Source organism: Bradyrhizobium sp. BR13661, from assembly GCF_029892425.1.
Classification (GTDB): Bacteria; Pseudomonadota; Alphaproteobacteria; order Rhizobiales; family Xanthobacteraceae; genus Bradyrhizobium.
Genome location: NZ_JARXWB010000006.1, coordinates 75,926 through 90,201, shown reverse-complemented (window position 1 = coordinate 90,201; position 14,276 = coordinate 75,926). Strand labels below are relative to the sequence as shown.

The 14,276-nt window shown below is 63.5% G+C and carries 14 protein-coding genes; 10 read left to right on the top strand and 4 right to left on the bottom strand.

The features are described from left to right. Nucleotides 1-178: 178 nt before the first annotated feature. A complete protein-coding gene (locus tag M2427_RS11975; RefSeq protein WP_280706512.1) occupies nucleotides 179-808 on the top strand; it encodes an FMN-binding negative transcriptional regulator in 630 nt (209 codons plus the stop codon). A 14-nt stretch (nucleotides 809-822) separates the two neighbouring features. Here the strand turns inward: M2427_RS11975 and M2427_RS11970 are convergent, their stop codons facing one another. After that, complete coding sequence (locus tag M2427_RS11970; RefSeq protein ID WP_280706511.1) at nucleotides 823-1,131, bottom strand: hypothetical protein; 309 nt, start codon at nucleotides 1,129-1,131, stop codon at nucleotides 823-825. 352 nt (nucleotides 1,132-1,483) lie between these two features. On the opposite strand from M2427_RS11970, the gene M2427_RS11965 reads away from it, so the two are divergent. The 3 genes from M2427_RS11965 (at nucleotide 1,484) to M2427_RS11955 (ending at nucleotide 5,095) form a co-directional block, all read left to right on the top strand. Further along, the gene (locus tag M2427_RS11965) at nucleotides 1,484-2,623 is read left to right on the top strand and encodes a hypothetical protein (protein ID WP_280706510.1); all 1,140 of its coding nucleotides are present in this window, start codon (nucleotides 1,484-1,486) and stop codon (nucleotides 2,621-2,623) included. A gap of 105 nt (nucleotides 2,624-2,728) precedes the next feature. Then, nucleotides 2,729-3,196 carry a hypothetical protein gene (locus M2427_RS11960; protein WP_280706508.1) on the top strand — a complete coding sequence of 156 codons (468 nt, stop codon included), beginning with the start codon at nucleotides 2,729-2,731 and terminating at the stop codon, nucleotides 3,194-3,196. A 249-nt stretch (nucleotides 3,197-3,445) separates the two neighbouring features. Beyond that, the gene (locus M2427_RS11955) at nucleotides 3,446-5,095 is read left to right on the top strand and encodes a porin (protein ID WP_280706507.1); all 1,650 of its coding nucleotides are present in this window, start codon (nucleotides 3,446-3,448) and stop codon (nucleotides 5,093-5,095) included. A 52-nt stretch (nucleotides 5,096-5,147) separates the two neighbouring features. On the opposite strand, the gene gor is transcribed toward M2427_RS11955, so the two are convergent. The 3 genes from gor to rpiA are packed head-to-tail and all read right to left on the bottom strand — an operon-like array spanning nucleotide 5,148 to nucleotide 7,822. Then, on the bottom strand, nucleotides 5,148-6,536 hold the full coding sequence (gor, locus tag M2427_RS11950; RefSeq protein WP_280706506.1) for a glutathione-disulfide reductase: 1,389 nt from the start codon (nucleotides 6,534-6,536) through the stop codon (nucleotides 5,148-5,150). A gap of 47 nt (nucleotides 6,537-6,583) precedes the next feature. Further along, nucleotides 6,584-7,102, bottom strand: a complete 519-nt coding sequence (locus M2427_RS11945; protein WP_280706505.1) for a DUF2059 domain-containing protein — start codon at nucleotides 7,100-7,102, stop codon at nucleotides 6,584-6,586. A 21-nt stretch (nucleotides 7,103-7,123) separates the two neighbouring features. Beyond that, nucleotides 7,124-7,822: a ribose-5-phosphate isomerase RpiA gene (gene rpiA, locus M2427_RS11940; protein WP_280706504.1), complete on the bottom strand. Its 699-nt coding sequence runs from the start codon at nucleotides 7,820-7,822 to the stop codon at nucleotides 7,124-7,126. A gap of 167 nt (nucleotides 7,823-7,989) precedes the next feature. Between rpiA and M2427_RS11935 the strand changes: the two genes are divergently transcribed. The 6 genes from M2427_RS11935 to M2427_RS11910 all read left to right on the top strand — a co-directional run bounded on the left by M2427_RS11935 (nucleotide 7,990) and on the right by M2427_RS11910 (nucleotide 14,276). Then, a complete protein-coding gene (locus M2427_RS11935) occupies nucleotides 7,990-8,688 on the top strand; it encodes an HAD-IA family hydrolase (protein WP_280706794.1) in 699 nt (232 codons plus the stop codon). A gap of 132 nt (nucleotides 8,689-8,820) precedes the next feature. Beyond that, nucleotides 8,821-9,291: a hypothetical protein gene (locus tag M2427_RS11930; protein WP_280706503.1), complete on the top strand. Its 471-nt coding sequence runs from the start codon at nucleotides 8,821-8,823 to the stop codon at nucleotides 9,289-9,291. Between the two features lie 108 nt (nucleotides 9,292-9,399). Then, complete coding sequence (gene moaA / locus M2427_RS11925; RefSeq protein ID WP_280706502.1) at nucleotides 9,400-10,434, top strand: GTP 3',8-cyclase MoaA; 1,035 nt, start codon at nucleotides 9,400-9,402, stop codon at nucleotides 10,432-10,434. Between the two features lie 296 nt (nucleotides 10,435-10,730). Further along, nucleotides 10,731-11,270 (top strand): TRAP transporter small permease subunit, encoded by a 540-nt coding sequence (locus M2427_RS11920; RefSeq protein ID WP_280706501.1) that lies wholly within the window; start codon nucleotides 10,731-10,733, stop codon nucleotides 11,268-11,270. Continuing rightward, nucleotides 11,267-12,868 carry a TRAP transporter large permease subunit gene (locus M2427_RS11915; RefSeq protein ID WP_280706500.1) on the top strand — a complete coding sequence of 534 codons (1,602 nt, stop codon included), beginning with the start codon at nucleotides 11,267-11,269 and terminating at the stop codon, nucleotides 12,866-12,868. Before M2427_RS11920 ends, M2427_RS11915 begins: the two co-directional genes overlap by 4 nt. Nucleotides 12,869-12,974: 106 nt before the next feature. Continuing rightward, a complete protein-coding gene (locus M2427_RS11910; protein ID WP_280706499.1) occupies nucleotides 12,975-14,276 on the top strand; it encodes a M20/M25/M40 family metallo-hydrolase in 1,302 nt (433 codons plus the stop codon).

Below are 14,276 nucleotides of genomic sequence, written 5' to 3'. Positions count from 1 at the left end.
GACGTCGCCGGTTCGGACAGAACGCCGGCCTGGAATGTGGATGATGCAGAAGAGAACCAATCCCACTCGCATGGGCACGCGCCAGGGTCGCCGAACTGGACTGACAAAGTCGTTCGAAACTGGCGGTTTATGACAGGCCAGATTTCGGCTATCTCCGACACCAGAACGGAGACACGCCATGTATATCCCGCCGGCTTTCAAGGACGACGACGTCGCGAGCATTCGCGCGACCATCCGCGATGCCCGCCTCGCGAGCCTCGTCACGGCGACCAGCGAAGGTCCGGTCGCCACACCCTTGCCGCTGTTCCTCGACGAGAGCGAAGGCGAGCATGGTGTGCTGTACGGGCATTTGGCGAAGGCCAACCCGCAATGGAAGCTGCCGCCGATCGGCGATGCGCTCGCGATCTTCTCAGGTCCCGACGCCTATGTGACGCCGTCCTGGTACGCGACCAAGCTGGAGACTGAAAAGGTCGTGCCGACCTGGAATTATGTCGCTGTCCACGCCTACGGCCCGGTGGAATTCTTCCAGGAGCCGGAGCGCCTGCTCGACATCGTGACGCGGCTGACCAGGAAGCACGAAGGATCGCGCGCCAAGCCCTGGGCCGTCAGTGACGCGCCCGCAGACTTCATCGCCGCGCAGCTGCGCGGGATCGTCGGCGTGCGCATCCCCGTGGTGCGCTTCGAAGGCAAGCGCAAGATGAGCCAGAACCGTCCCGAGGCCGATCGCATCGGCGTTGCGGCTGGTCTCGCGGCGAGCGAGAACCACGCAGACCGCGAGGTCGCGCCGCTGATCCCGCTGCCGGGCTAGCGAAACGTCCCGCGTCAAACCCTCGCCACCAGACGTGGACGGAACACAGACTCAACAGTCGGCGCGGACATAGCGGCCAGCCTTCGTGCCGACCGGCGGCGCGGGATGAAGAAGCTGTTGACGAGGATCGGCTCAAAGTCGCCGAGCGCAGTCCGCTCCTTCACCAGCAGACTCATGACCGAGCGCATCTTGATGACTTCCTGCGCAACGAAACTGCAGTCCTCATCGCGATTGATCTGCTCATGCATGATCGCCTCGGCCTCGCGCATGCTGACGCGGAGCGCTTTGATCGTTCTGCGGAGTTCGTTGATGCGGTTGTCCATGTCTGCCTCCATCTCGGTTGCAGCATAAGAACAAAACATGAACATTCTGTCAATCGGCATCGCGCCCAATTGCGACGTCAGCGCCGATCAGAGGGAGCCCTCACTGCACGCGCACTGGCGAGCTTGCTGACAAATTAGACAAATGACGTCACAGTCCCGGGCGCACGAAGCTCGGCTGCAGTGCCGGGCGATCGGACCAAGCCGCGCTCTAACTTCCCGTGCAGCCATCGGATTTCTTCCTGAACCGGCTCGCCACATCGGGGCATGAAGCGCGTCTGCCGCTCCGCAAACGAACTGGCCCAAAATTCGCAATGATTTTGCGAGCTGGCAATGGCGCAGAGCGGAGAACGTCATGAACGTGCATGCTACGGGCGATCTCAAGACAACCGGCCTCACCCACCCGAACGGCGCGCCGCTCCGCCTCAATACCCAGGACTTCGTCGCGATCGATCGCGACAAGAACGCGAAGTTCGAGGCGACGTACCGTCCGCAAGCGCTCTACAACCGCGCCAACGAAGGCTTCCACGCCAACAACGAAACCTTCCTGCTGCACGAAGTCGCGACCAATTTGCCGATCTATCGTCCCGACACCGGCCCCACCGATTTCCATCTGCATCTGCCGCCGGGCGGCTTCCAGCTCGTCCTGGTCACCTCGGGCGCGTTCACCTTCGACTATGACGGGCGCTGGTACAATGTCGGCCCCGGCGCGGTGATGCTGCAAAGCGCGATCGTACACCGGCAGCTGTTCTACACCTGGTCGGGCCTGTCGACCGAAGAGAACCTGAAGACGCCGCAGACCGTGGTACCGGATCCGATCTCGATGGGTTACTCCGGCAAATTCCTCGAAGCCTTCATCACCGATCCCACCACCTTCCCGAACCCGACCATCGTCGGACCGGATCAGATCAACGAAGACGAAACGCCGCGCGTGGCCTGGAGCCATCCGCTGCATGACCGCCCCGCCGATGCCGGCTTCTGGCTGCAGGATCCGCTCGCGCTGGATGCGCTCTACAAGCCGCTCACCGACGGTTCGGTCAAATCGGCGAAGCAGGTTTACGTGCGCGACATCGGCATCGAGATTCCGAGCGGGCATCTCGTGACCGGCCACATCATCGCAACGGATCCGCACGGGCACGCGCTGTTGCCAAAGAGCACGTCTGCCGCCACGGACGCGACGAGCTTTGCCAAGGGCGAGGTCGTGATCTATCGCGTCATTCGCGGCACAGCCGAATTCAAGAAGAAGGCCGGCGAGACCTTTGAACTCTCCGCGGGCGATGTGGTGACGGCGGGCAAGGACTCGATCAGCCTCGTCGGCCTCGGCGAAAATACCCAGGTGCTGCGGCTCGGTCTGCTCAAGGGCATGAACGAACTTCGCAGCTGGACGCCGACACAGCGCGACGAGATCGACGGCCTCGCAGGGCAGATCATCACGCACAAGGACATTCGTCCGCTGCGCACCGAAGGCAACCCGGTCGGATATCTGTACGGCTGAGCGCGAGGGACGCAGCGGCGCCGCCCGCTGCCGCTCTTGCCTGTCCGCAAATGATGCTGGTAGTTCGTAGGCGATCGAGATGCGCCTGGAGCACCAGCTTCGCCCGTGAGCCGCGACATCACCAGAACCTGCGGAAGCTGCACCGCCTGCTGCGATGGCTGGCTGCAGATCGAGGTGCGCGGTCATGCGGTGAGCAAGGGCCATCCGTGCCCGTTCAGCGTCGCGCATCAATGCTCGATCTATCCGGAACGCCCGCAGCATCCCTGCCGCGAATTCGTCTGTGGCTGGCTGGTCGCGTCGAGCCCGCTGCCGGATTGGATGCGACCGGACCAATCCAGCATGATCATGCTGGCCGCCAATTTCTTCTGGCGCGGCATCCCTGTCGACGTCGTGGTGCCAGTCGGTGTGGCGCCAAAGAAAAAGGCGCTGGATTGGCTGACCCGATTTTGCGCCGAGAACAGGCGACTACTGGTCTACCAGATCGGCGATGAGTGGTTCGCGTTCGGTCCGCCGGTGTTCCAGACCGATATAGCCGATCGTCTCGGTCGCGGCGAAACGCCGTGGGCCGATTGAAGCAAGCCCGACGAGAGTCCAGGCAAGCTCAGGAATCCATTCGCCTTTTGACGCGGAATCGCCTTAGCGCACCGCAATGCGGCAGATCGCCGCGCGACGCATTTCCTGAGGAATAGTTGCCCATCAGACACACTCGCCCGGAAAGTGAGTAGCATTACACCAATCATATTGTATATGGCATCTGGCATACAATAAATTCCGCTTTATCCCGGACCCACCTGAGAGTCCGCGGCGATAGAGGGGAAACCAATGAGGAAGGCCTTTCTGCTCGGCACGGGCGTTGCGGCCCTTTGTGCAACTACAATTAGCAATCCTATCAAAGCCGCAACGATAGATGATGTCGTTGCCCGCCTCGACGCTCTCGAACGCAGCAACGCCAAGCTCGCGAAGGAGAACGCGCAGCTCCGCGAACGCGTCAATCACATGGCCGAGCCGAAAGCCGCGGTGACCGCTGTCGCGCCGGCCTCGCCCAAGGGCAATCCCGTTCTGCATGCGGCGGTCGCACCCTCACCGTCCCCCGTGCCGGCGCCGGAGCACGCCGTCGTCAGCATTGGCGGCGCGCCGCTCTACAGCAAGGCGCCCGGAAGCAATCCGTTCATCGACAACACCACGGTGACACTCTACGGCCATGTCGACCTCTCCGGCGACATCTTCAATGCTGGCGTCTACGATCAGGGCACGAAGTTTGGCGTCGCCAGCAATCTCACCTATTTCGGCGTGCGCGCGCGGCACAATCTCGATCCTTATGGCTATCCCGGCTGGGCCGCGATCGCGCAATTCGAGTCGCTCGTCGAGGTCGCAGCCGTGCCGACCGAGCGCGCCGCATTCGGCACGCGCGACAGCTTCCTCGGCATGGAGACCCCCTGGGGCACGATCAAGGCCGGCAAGGCGGACACGCCCTACAAGAAGGCGACGGCGAAGTTCGATCCGTTCTCGGCCACGCTCGGCGACTACAACTCGATCATGGGCAACACCGGCGGCGATCTCCGCGCCGAGTTCGATTGGCGCGCCGCGCATGCGATCTGGTACGAATCGCCTGTTTGGAACGGCTTCCAGGCCACCTTCATGATCTCGCCGGGACAGAACACGGCGAAGGACAACAGCGACTTTGCCCTCGGCGATTTCAACTGCCCTGCCACATCGGCGCGCGGCAGCGGCTCGGGCTTCCCGCTGACATCGGCGCCGGAGGGCTGCAACGACGGCTCATACGGCAATCTCTACAGCGCATCGCTGACCTACAATCAGGGTGGGTTCACGGGCGTTGCCGCTTACGAGCTGCACGAGGGCACCAACCGAACCGGCGACGAGGCCGTGACGCCCCTTAGCAATGGCGGCGTGCTCGTCGTGCCACCCGGCTCAGTCGGCATCGCGAACGAATGGGCCGCGAAGGTCGGCGCGGGCTACAAGTTCAACGACGTGATCGGCAGCCTCCAGCTGTACGGCATCTACGAGATCATGCGCCGCCAGAACACGGTCGCTGCCTTCAACGAGCGTTCGCGCGACGGCTACTTCCTGAGCGCGACACAGACGATCGACAAATGGGACGTCAATGCGTCATGGGCTCACGCCAACGCCTCGCCTGGCTCGCCGGGCACGGGCGTCCTGAACGCCTATCCCGTCGCGGGTGTCCCAGTCTCGGCTCCGGCGGGTGCGGCTGACTTCGCGCTGAACACGGTGGACTCCAGCGCAGATCAGTACGCGCTCGGCGTGAAATACCACTTCAGCCCGTTCGTAAGCTGGTACCTGGTCGGCAGTTACTTGCGCAATGGACCTGGCGCGCATTACTGCCTCGGCGTCAGCGGGCACGGCTACGGCGTCTGTGGACGCGATGCCAACAACAACGTCGTCGCCGGCAACAAGGCCGAAGCGGTCACGACCGGCATGACGTTCGACTTCTGATCACAAGAGAGAATAACGGGGAGCCGGTCACGGCTCCCCGTGATTTGGCGCCCTACTCCGCCGCCTGGCGCACATGGCGCGCGGTCGGCGTGCGCATCGTCACCAGCTCTTCGGCCGCGGTCGGATGCAGCGCGATGGTTGCGTCGAAATCGGCCTTGGTCGCCTTCATCTTCACGGCAATCGCGACCACTTGCGTCACCTCGGCGGCGCAATCGCCGACGATATGGCAGCCGAGCACGCGATCGGTCGCACCGTCGACGACGAGTTTCATCAGCACGCGGGTGTCGCGGCCGGACATCGTTGCCTTGATCGGGCGGAACGTCGTCTTGTAGATGTCGACGTGGCTGAACTGCGCGCGCGCCTCGGTTTCCGTCAGACCGACCGTGCCGACCTCCGGCTGCGAGAACACCGCGGTCGGAATGGTTGAATGATCGACCTGCACCGTACGCTTGCCGAACACGGTGTCGGCGAAGGCATGGCCCTCGCGGATCGCGACCGGCGTCAGGTTGAAGCGATGGGTGACGTCGCCGATCGCATAGATGCTGTCGACCGAGCTCTTCGAGAAATGATCGACCGCGATGCCGCCGTTCTTGGGATTGATGGCGACGCCGGCCTTGTCCAGGCCCAGATTGGCGACGTTGGGGTGGCGGCCGATCGCAAACATCACCTGGTCCGACGCGATGCTCGACCCGTTCGACAGATGCGTGGTGAACTCCTCGCCATGGCGGTCGACCTTGTTCACCGTGCAGCCGGTGAGAATGGAGATGCCCTGCTTCTCCATCTCGCTGCGGACGTGGGCGCGGACGTCCTCGTCAAAACCGCGAAGGATGTTGTCGCCGCGATAGATCACGGTGACGTCGGAGCCGAAGCCGGCGAAGATGCCGGCGAACTCCAGCGCGATATAGCCGCCGCCCTGGATCACGATCCGCTTCGGCAGCTTCTTGAGGTGAAACGCCTCGTTGGAGGAGATCACATGCTCGATGCCGGGAATCGAAGCGCCGTGGTTGGGCGCGCCGCCAGTGGCGATCAAGATATATCTTGCGGTGATCTTCCTGTCGTCGGCGAGCAGCCGAATGGTGTGCTTGTCCTCGATCACCGCGCGGCTCTTGACGATTTGCGCGCCCGACTTCTCGACGTTGGTCGTGTAAGCCGCTTCCAGACGCGCGATTTCCTTGTCCTTGTTGGCAATCAAGGTCGGCCAATCGAACGTCGCGGGCGGAACGGTCCAGCCGAAGCCCGCGGCATCCTCGAATTCGTGACGAAAGTGCGAGCCGATCACGAACAGCTTCTTGGGCACACAGCCGCGGATCACGCAGGTGCCGCCCATGCGATATTCTTCCGCGATCATCGCGCGGGCGCCGTATCCGGCCGCGATGCGGGCGGCACGCACGCCGCCCGAACCGCCACCGATGACAAAGAGGTCGACGTCGAATTCAGCCATCGTCCACTCCGACCCCATTCAAGGATTATCTGGACAGATAGGTACTGTCAGATTTCCTTGCCACGCTTCTTCATCTCGGCACGGAAGGCGCTCGCGACGACCTCGGAGAAGTTCTGTGCCCAGGCATTCATCACCTGCATGCTGAGATTGATGGCCTTGGGCTCGTTGGTGAGCAGCTTCTGGCCGAGCGGCGACTTGTAGAACGTGACGAGATCCTTCAGCTCCTGCTCGGTAAACTCGCCGGCGTAGACCCCCACCATGCCGTCGCCGATCTCCGACTCACGGCCTGCCAGCTGCTTGGCAACGACCGGGGCAAGCTCGTTGAGGTCCTTCTGGTAGTTGAGGTTCTGGCCGATCAGCGTGGCCTTGACCTTCTCCACCATGCCGGGCACGGCGCCGGCGTACATCGCGCTGGCATTCTTCAGCGTCAGAATTTCCTTCGCCGCGGCAATCGCCCCGGGCGTGGGAGCCGCCGCTGCCGGCTGCTGCGCAGTCGCAGGCGCTGCCCCCAGTGCCAACGCGATGGCAAGGCAGGCTGCTGGCACGATCTTCAAAACGCTCTTCATTCCTGGTCTCCTTTTGGCGGCTTATCGCCGTTCAATCACGCGGATTCCCTCGCCACCCGCCAAAACAGCCGAGCTGGCCAAGCCGATAAATAACCCATGTTCGACGACGCCGGGGATCGCACTCAATGCCTTGGCGAGGCTTGCGGGATCCGCAATACGTCCAAGCTGGGCGTCGACGATCCAGTGGCCGCCATCGGTGACGAAAACGTGGCCGTCCCTGGCCCTGCGGACCGCCATTTGCCCGGAAACGCCGCATTCCGCAAATGCCTTTTCGATCGCCCGCCGGGTCGCCCCGAGCCCGAACGGGATCACTTCGACCGGCAGCGGAAAGCGGCCGAGCGTCGGCACCCATTTGGTGTCGTCGGCAATGACGATCATGCGATCCGAGGCCGCCGCGACGATCTTCTCGCGCAGCAATGCGCCGCCGCCGCCCTTGATCAGGTTGAGCTGGGGGTCGATCTCGTCGGCGCCGTCGACGGTGATATCGAGATGGTCGATCTCATCGAGTGTGGTCAGCGGCACGCCGCAGCGCATCGCATCAGTGCGGGTCGCCTCCGAGGTCGGCACACCGATCACGTTGAGCCCGGCGGCGACGCGCTCGCCCAGCAGCTCGACGAAATGCTTGGCGGTCGAGCCAGTGCCCAGACCAAGCTGCATGCCGTCACGCACCTCCTCGAGGGCGCGTGCCGCTGCCTGCCGCTTCAACTGGTCCATATCCACGTCCGCGCCCGCCTCTCAAAGTCAGGAATGCCGCCGGCAGAGTCGCCTTGCGGCGGCCTATGTAGCCTCGTTTTTCCCCCGCGAATAGGGTCTGGGAACGCTCCCATAAGGTGATCTTATGGCCCCGCCCCTTGCGCCGGCCCGGCCGGACCGATAGCGGTTTTTGCATGAACTCCCCCTACACCCTCGTCTTCGATCTCGACGGCACGCTTGTGGATACGGCGCCCGACCTGATCACGGCGCTCAATTACGTGCTCGACCGCGAAGGCCTGCCGCCGGTGCCGATGGCCTCGGCCCGGAACATGATCGGCGCCGGTGCCCGCAAGCTGATCGAACGAGGCCTGGAGGCTGAGGGGCGGACAGTCACGCCTGCCGACATGGACCGGATGACGGCGGATTTCATCGCCTATTACGCCGATCATATCGCGGTCGAATCCCGCCCCTTCGAGGGGCTGCTGGACGCGCTCGACCTGTTCGCGGCGCAGGGCCATCGGCTCGCGGTCTGCACCAACAAGCTGGAATGGCTGTCGAAGCGGCTCTTGGACCAGCTCGACCTGAGCCGCCGGTTCGCCGCGATCTGCGGCGCGGACACGTTTGGCGTTCAAAAGCCCGATCCGACCATTTTCCGCGAGACCGTGGCGCGGGCGGGCGGTGCGGTCAAAGCCAGTATCATGGTCGGCGATGCCGGAACCGACGTCGGGGTCGCCCGCCGCGCCGGGGTGCCGGTGATCGGGGTCAGCTTCGGCTATACAGACGTGCCGATCGCCGAGCTGAAGCCGGACCGGCTGATCCATCACATGCGTGACCTGCCGGCCGCCGCCCACAGCCTGATGACCCTCCAGGCGTCAGACAAGGCCCTGAAATAGCTCGGCTATCCCGCACAACCCCGCGTTAACCATCTATTAACTATGCAGTGCCCGCCGGTTGCTTGCCCGGAACGACGCTCCTAAGGTCGTCATGGGGTTATGTGGCGGTTCGTCGCAGTAGAGTGGATGGTCATGCGTCGTGTCATCGCGATTGCGTTCGCCGGAGTGAGCCTGGGTGGCTGCTCCTCATTGTCTTGGGACATGTTCAAATCGACGCCGCCGACCGCGCAGGTCCGGCTCGAATCCAACCCGCCGGGTGCTGAAGCCACGACCTCGCTCGGACCGGGCTGCAAGACCCCCTGCTCCGTCTCGGTTCCCGCCCCCGAAGCGCCGTTCACGGTCTCATTCGCGCTGCCCAGGTACCTGCCAGCGACGGTGCCGGTGAACATCATCAGGAACCCCGGCGATTTCACTACGCCCGCTACGGTCACGACCGATCCGAACCCGGTGTTTGCAGAGCTCCAGCCGGCCGTGCCGCCGAAGCCTGTGAAGAAGAAGCCGCACCGGCCGAAGCAGCCGAAACCGGCCGCCGCGGCGCCGGCCGATGCTGCAGCGCCCGCGGCCGGCACAGCGTTCCCCGATCCGAATGCGGGCAAGCGCTAATCTGGGTATACCACCCGATTGTCTCAGCCGCGTCCGATGCTTACATTGCATTTCAAGCACCGCTGAAGCAAAGGTGCGACCGTCGCCGTAAGTGACAGGGCAGTTGGTATGAACGGATCTCCCGCGACTTCTCGCGACGCGCTGTCGAGCGCCATGACCGATCCGTTCGGTCGCACCATCTCCTATCTGCGCGTCTCGGTCACCGATCGGTGCGATTTGCGCTGCTTCTATTGCATGTCGGAAGACATGACGTTCCTGCCCAAGGCCGACCTGCTGACGCTGGAGGAACTCGACCGGCTGTGCTCGGCCTTCATCGCCAAGGGCGTGAAGAAGCTGCGGCTCACCGGCGGCGAGCCACTGGTCCGTCGCAACGTCATGTCGCTGGTGCGCTCGCTGTCGCGCCATCTGGTGAGCGGTGCCCTGGGCGAGCTCACGCTGACCACCAACGGCACGCAGCTCGCAAAACAAGCGCAGGAGCTTGCCGATTGCGGCGTCCGCCGCATCAACGTCTCGCTCGACACGCTCGATCCCAGGAAGTTTCGCGAGATCACGCGCTGGGGCGAGATCGACAAGGTGCTGGAAGGCATCGAGGCCGCGCGCGCCGCTGGCCTCGCCGTGAAGATCAACGCGGTGGCGCTGAAGAATCTCAACGAGGACGAGCTCCCTGATCTCTTGCGCTGGGCCCACGGCAAGGGCATGGGGCTGACTCTGATCGAGGTGATGCCGATGGGCGAGATCGGTTCTGGCCGCATCGACCAATACCTGCCGCTGTCGCTGGTGCGCGCGCGCCTCGCCCAGCAATTCACGCTGACGGATCTTGCCGAGAGCACCGGCGGACCGGCACGCTATGTCGGCGTCGCCGAGACCGGCGGCAAGCTCGGCTTCATCACGCCGATGACCCACAATTTCTGCGAATCCTGCAACCGGGTGCGCATCACCTGCACGGGCACGCTGCACACCTGCCTCGGCCACGAGGATGCCTCCGATTTGCGCAAACCTCTGCGTGCGTCCGACGACGACACGCTGCTTGCCGCCAGCATCGACCGCGCCATCGGGCTCAAGCCCAAGGGCCACGATTTCATCATCGACCGCCGCCACGATCGCCCCAGCGTTAGCAGGCATATGAGCGTGACGGGCGGCTGAGGATTCGCCCCCGCCCGCCAACCTAAGCTTTTGAGCTGGCGTCAATTTGCCCATTTTCCGATTGACGGCGCACAAGCCCGCTGATTTGGTGCGACCGCCTTTGCTTGCCCGGCAGCCATAAGCCGGCCCGCCCCGTTGGCGGTCGCGGTCAAGACGACAAGGCACGAGGGGAGGACTGACGCCGCAATCGCTTTCGGAAAACGATCCGTGCGGTCGCGTGCATTTTGCACGCAGGCCAGGTGATGTGCGCTGATGCCTCCTGCAGAAGTGTTAGGCCGCGACGGAGAGAAAGTAAGATGCGTCCACTGCTGGCGGTGAGCAACGCCATCGACGCCCTCAATGAAAAGATTGGGTACGTCTGTAACCTGCTCGTGCTCTTCGCCTGTCTGGTGAGCGCGGCCAACGCCATGATCCGCTACGCGTTCAGCTACTCGTCGAACGGGTGGCTGGAGCTGCAATGGTACATGTTCGCGATCCTGGTGATGTTCGGCGCGTCCTACACCTTCAAGCGCAACGAGCATGTCCGCGTCGAGATCATGTATTTGATGCTATCCGAGCGAGGCCAGCTCTGGCTCGACCTGATCGGCACGCTGTTCTTCCTGATCCCCTCCTGCCTCCTGCTCGCCTATCTGTCGTGGCCGTTCTTCATGCAGGCCTATAACGTCGGCGAGATGTCGGGCAATGCCGGCGGCCTGATCCGCTGGCCCATCAAGTTCGTGATCCCCGCCGGCTTCGTGATGCTGGCATTGCAGGGAGTTTCCGAAGTCATCAAGCGTATCGCGGCTCTCCAGGGCTATGTGACGATCGACGCCAAGTACGAGAGGCCGACTCAATGATCACGCTGGAGATGATGCCGCCAATGATGTTCGGCGGCCTGGTTCTGGTGATGCTGCTCGGCTTTCCCGTGGCGTTCACGCTCGCGGCAGTCGGCCTCTCCTTCGGCTTCCTCGCCATCCATCTCGGATTCTTCGACCTCAACTTCCTGCAGGCGATCCCCGGACGCGTGTTCGGCAGCGTCCTCTCCAACGAGCTCTTGCTCGCGATCCCGTTCTTCACCTTCATGGGCGCAATATTGGAGAGATGCGGCCTCGCCGAGGACATGCTGGATTCGATGGGCCAGCTGTTCGGCCCGGTCCGCGGCGGTCTCGGCTATTCCGTCATCATCGTCGGCTTCATCCTCGGCGCCATCACCGGCACGGTGGCGGCGCAGGTCATCGCCATGGCGCTGATCTCGATGCCGGTGATGATCCGCTACGGCTACAACATGCGCTACATCACCGGCGTGCTGGCGGCCTCCGGCACCATCACGCAGCTGGTGCCGCCCTCGCTGGTGCTGATCGTGCTCGCCGACCAGCTCGGCAAGTCGGTCGGCGACATGTATCTCGGCGCCTGGGGCCCCTCGGTGTTCCAGATCATGCTGTTCGCCGGCTACACCTTCATCCTCGGCCTGATCAAGCCGGAGCACGTGCCGCCGGTGCCGAAGGACGCGCGCACGCTGACCGGCTGGGCGCTGTGGAAGAAGTGCCTGATGGGCATCATCCCCTCCGCCGTGCTGATCTTCGTCGTTCTCGGCACCATGATGATGGGCCTTGCGACGCCGACCGAAGCCGGCGCCATGGGTGCGGTCGGCGCCATCGTGCTCGCCGCGATCCATCACAAGGACTTCACTTCGACTGATCGCAAGATCCTGATAACAGGCGTGATCGCCGCCGGCATCGGCACCATCGTTGCGATGCTTTTCACCGAGAATTTGATTTTCAAGCTCGCATTCGCGGTGACGTATCTGGCGGTGGCCTGGATCTGCATCCAGGCCGCGCGCATCCCCGACCTGCGCGACCTGATCAAGCAGGGCTACGAGACCACCATGCGCATCACCTGCATGGTCACCTTCATCCTGATCGGCTCGACCTGCTTCTCGGTGGTGTTCCTCGGCGTCTCCGGCGGCGTCTGGCTCGAGCACATGCTGACCTCGCTGCCCGGCGGCGTCTGGGGCTTCCTGATCTTCATCAACCTCTTCATCTTCTTCCTGGCGTTCTTCCTCGACTTCTTCGAGATCGCCTTCATCATCCTGCCGATGATCGCGCCGATCGCGCAGAAGATTTTGGGTCCCGTCGTCGGCGACGGACCGGCACTGATCTGGTTCGGCGTCATGCTCTGCGTCAACATGCAGACCTCGTTCCTGCATCCGCCGTTCGGCTTCGCGCTGTTCTACCTGCGCGGCGTGGCGCCGAAGGAAGTGAAGAGCTCGGACATCTATTGGGGCGCGATGCCCTGGATCGGCCTGCAGATGATCATGGTGCTGATCGTGATCGCCTTCCCGATCACGGTGACAGGCCTGTTGGACAAGCCTGTCAATGTCGACCTCGACAAGGTCAGGATCGAAGTGCCGCAGATCGACCTGCCGCCGCTGGATCTCGGCCCGCCGCAGAAGTAGCGCCTCTCGCCATCATGCTCCGCCCCCCCGGCGGAGCTCGATGCGCGTGACACGCGCGGCAAACGCGGGCATACCGGACGTTTCCCAAACTGACGGAACGCTGCGCATGCCCCGATTGCACCCTGCTCCCTCGCTCGCCGGTTCGCTCATCGCCTCACTGTGGCTGGCCTGCGCCACGACGATCGCGCATGCCGAGCCCAATGCGAATGTCATGGCCGACATTCATGCGCTGGCGCAGAAGGAGCAGCAGCCGCTGCTCGACACCCTGCGCGATCTCGTCAGCATCGAGACCGGCAGCGGAGATGTCGAGGGCCTGAATGTGATCGCGGGCCGCGTGGCCGACCAGCTCAAGCAGCTCGGCGGCGAGGTGGAGATCCTGCAACCCACCGACATCTATCGTCTCGACGACACGCCCGCGAAGATCGGCCCGGCCGTGCACGCGACCTTCAAGGGCACCGGCACCGCAAAGATCATGCTGATCGCCCATATGGACACGGTGTACCTGAGGGGCATGCTGAAGGACCAGCCGTTCCGCATCGACGGCGATAAGGCCTACGGCCTCGGCATTGCCGATGACAAGCAGGGCGTCGCGCTCATTCTCCACACCGTGGCGATGTTGCAGAAGCTGAACTTCAAGGACTATGGCACGCTCACGGTGCTCAGCAACAGCGATGAGGAGATCTCATCGCCCGGCTGGCGCAGCACCATCACCAAATTCGCCTCCGATCAGGACGTGGTGTTCTCGTTCGAAGGCGGCGGCACCGACGGCTCGGTGCGGCTCGCCACCAGCGGCATCGGTTCGGCCTATCTCACGGTGACAGGCAAGTCGTCTCATGCCGGCGCAAGACCCGAGGGCGGCATCAATGCGCTCTACGAGCTCGCGCACCAGCTGCTGCAGATGAAGGACCTGTCCAAGCCCGAACAGGGCTTGAAGCTGAACTGGACTGTCGCCAAGGCCGGCACCAACCGCAACGTGATCCCGGCCGAAGCCACCGCGCAAGCCGATGCGCGCGCGCTCAAGGTCGCTGATTTCGATGATCTCGAGAAAGCACTCCAGGAGAAGATCAAGAATCGCCTGCTGCCGGATTCCAAGGTTGAGCTGAAGTTCGAGGTGCGGCGCCCGCCGCTCGAGGCCAACGATGCCTCGCGCCGCGTGGCGACCTACGGCAAGACGATCTATCAGGAACTCGGAATGTCCATGAACGTCGCCGAGAAAGCGACCGGCGGTGGCACCGATGCCGCCTTTGCCGCGCTCAAGACCAAGGGCGCCGTAGTCGAAGGCATGGGCCTGTCGGGCTTCGGCGCGCACTCCAACGATGCCGAATATGTCAAGCTCGACACCATCGTGCCGCGCCTCTATTTGACCACGCGCATGATCATGGATCTGTCGACCGGCAAGGTGAAATAA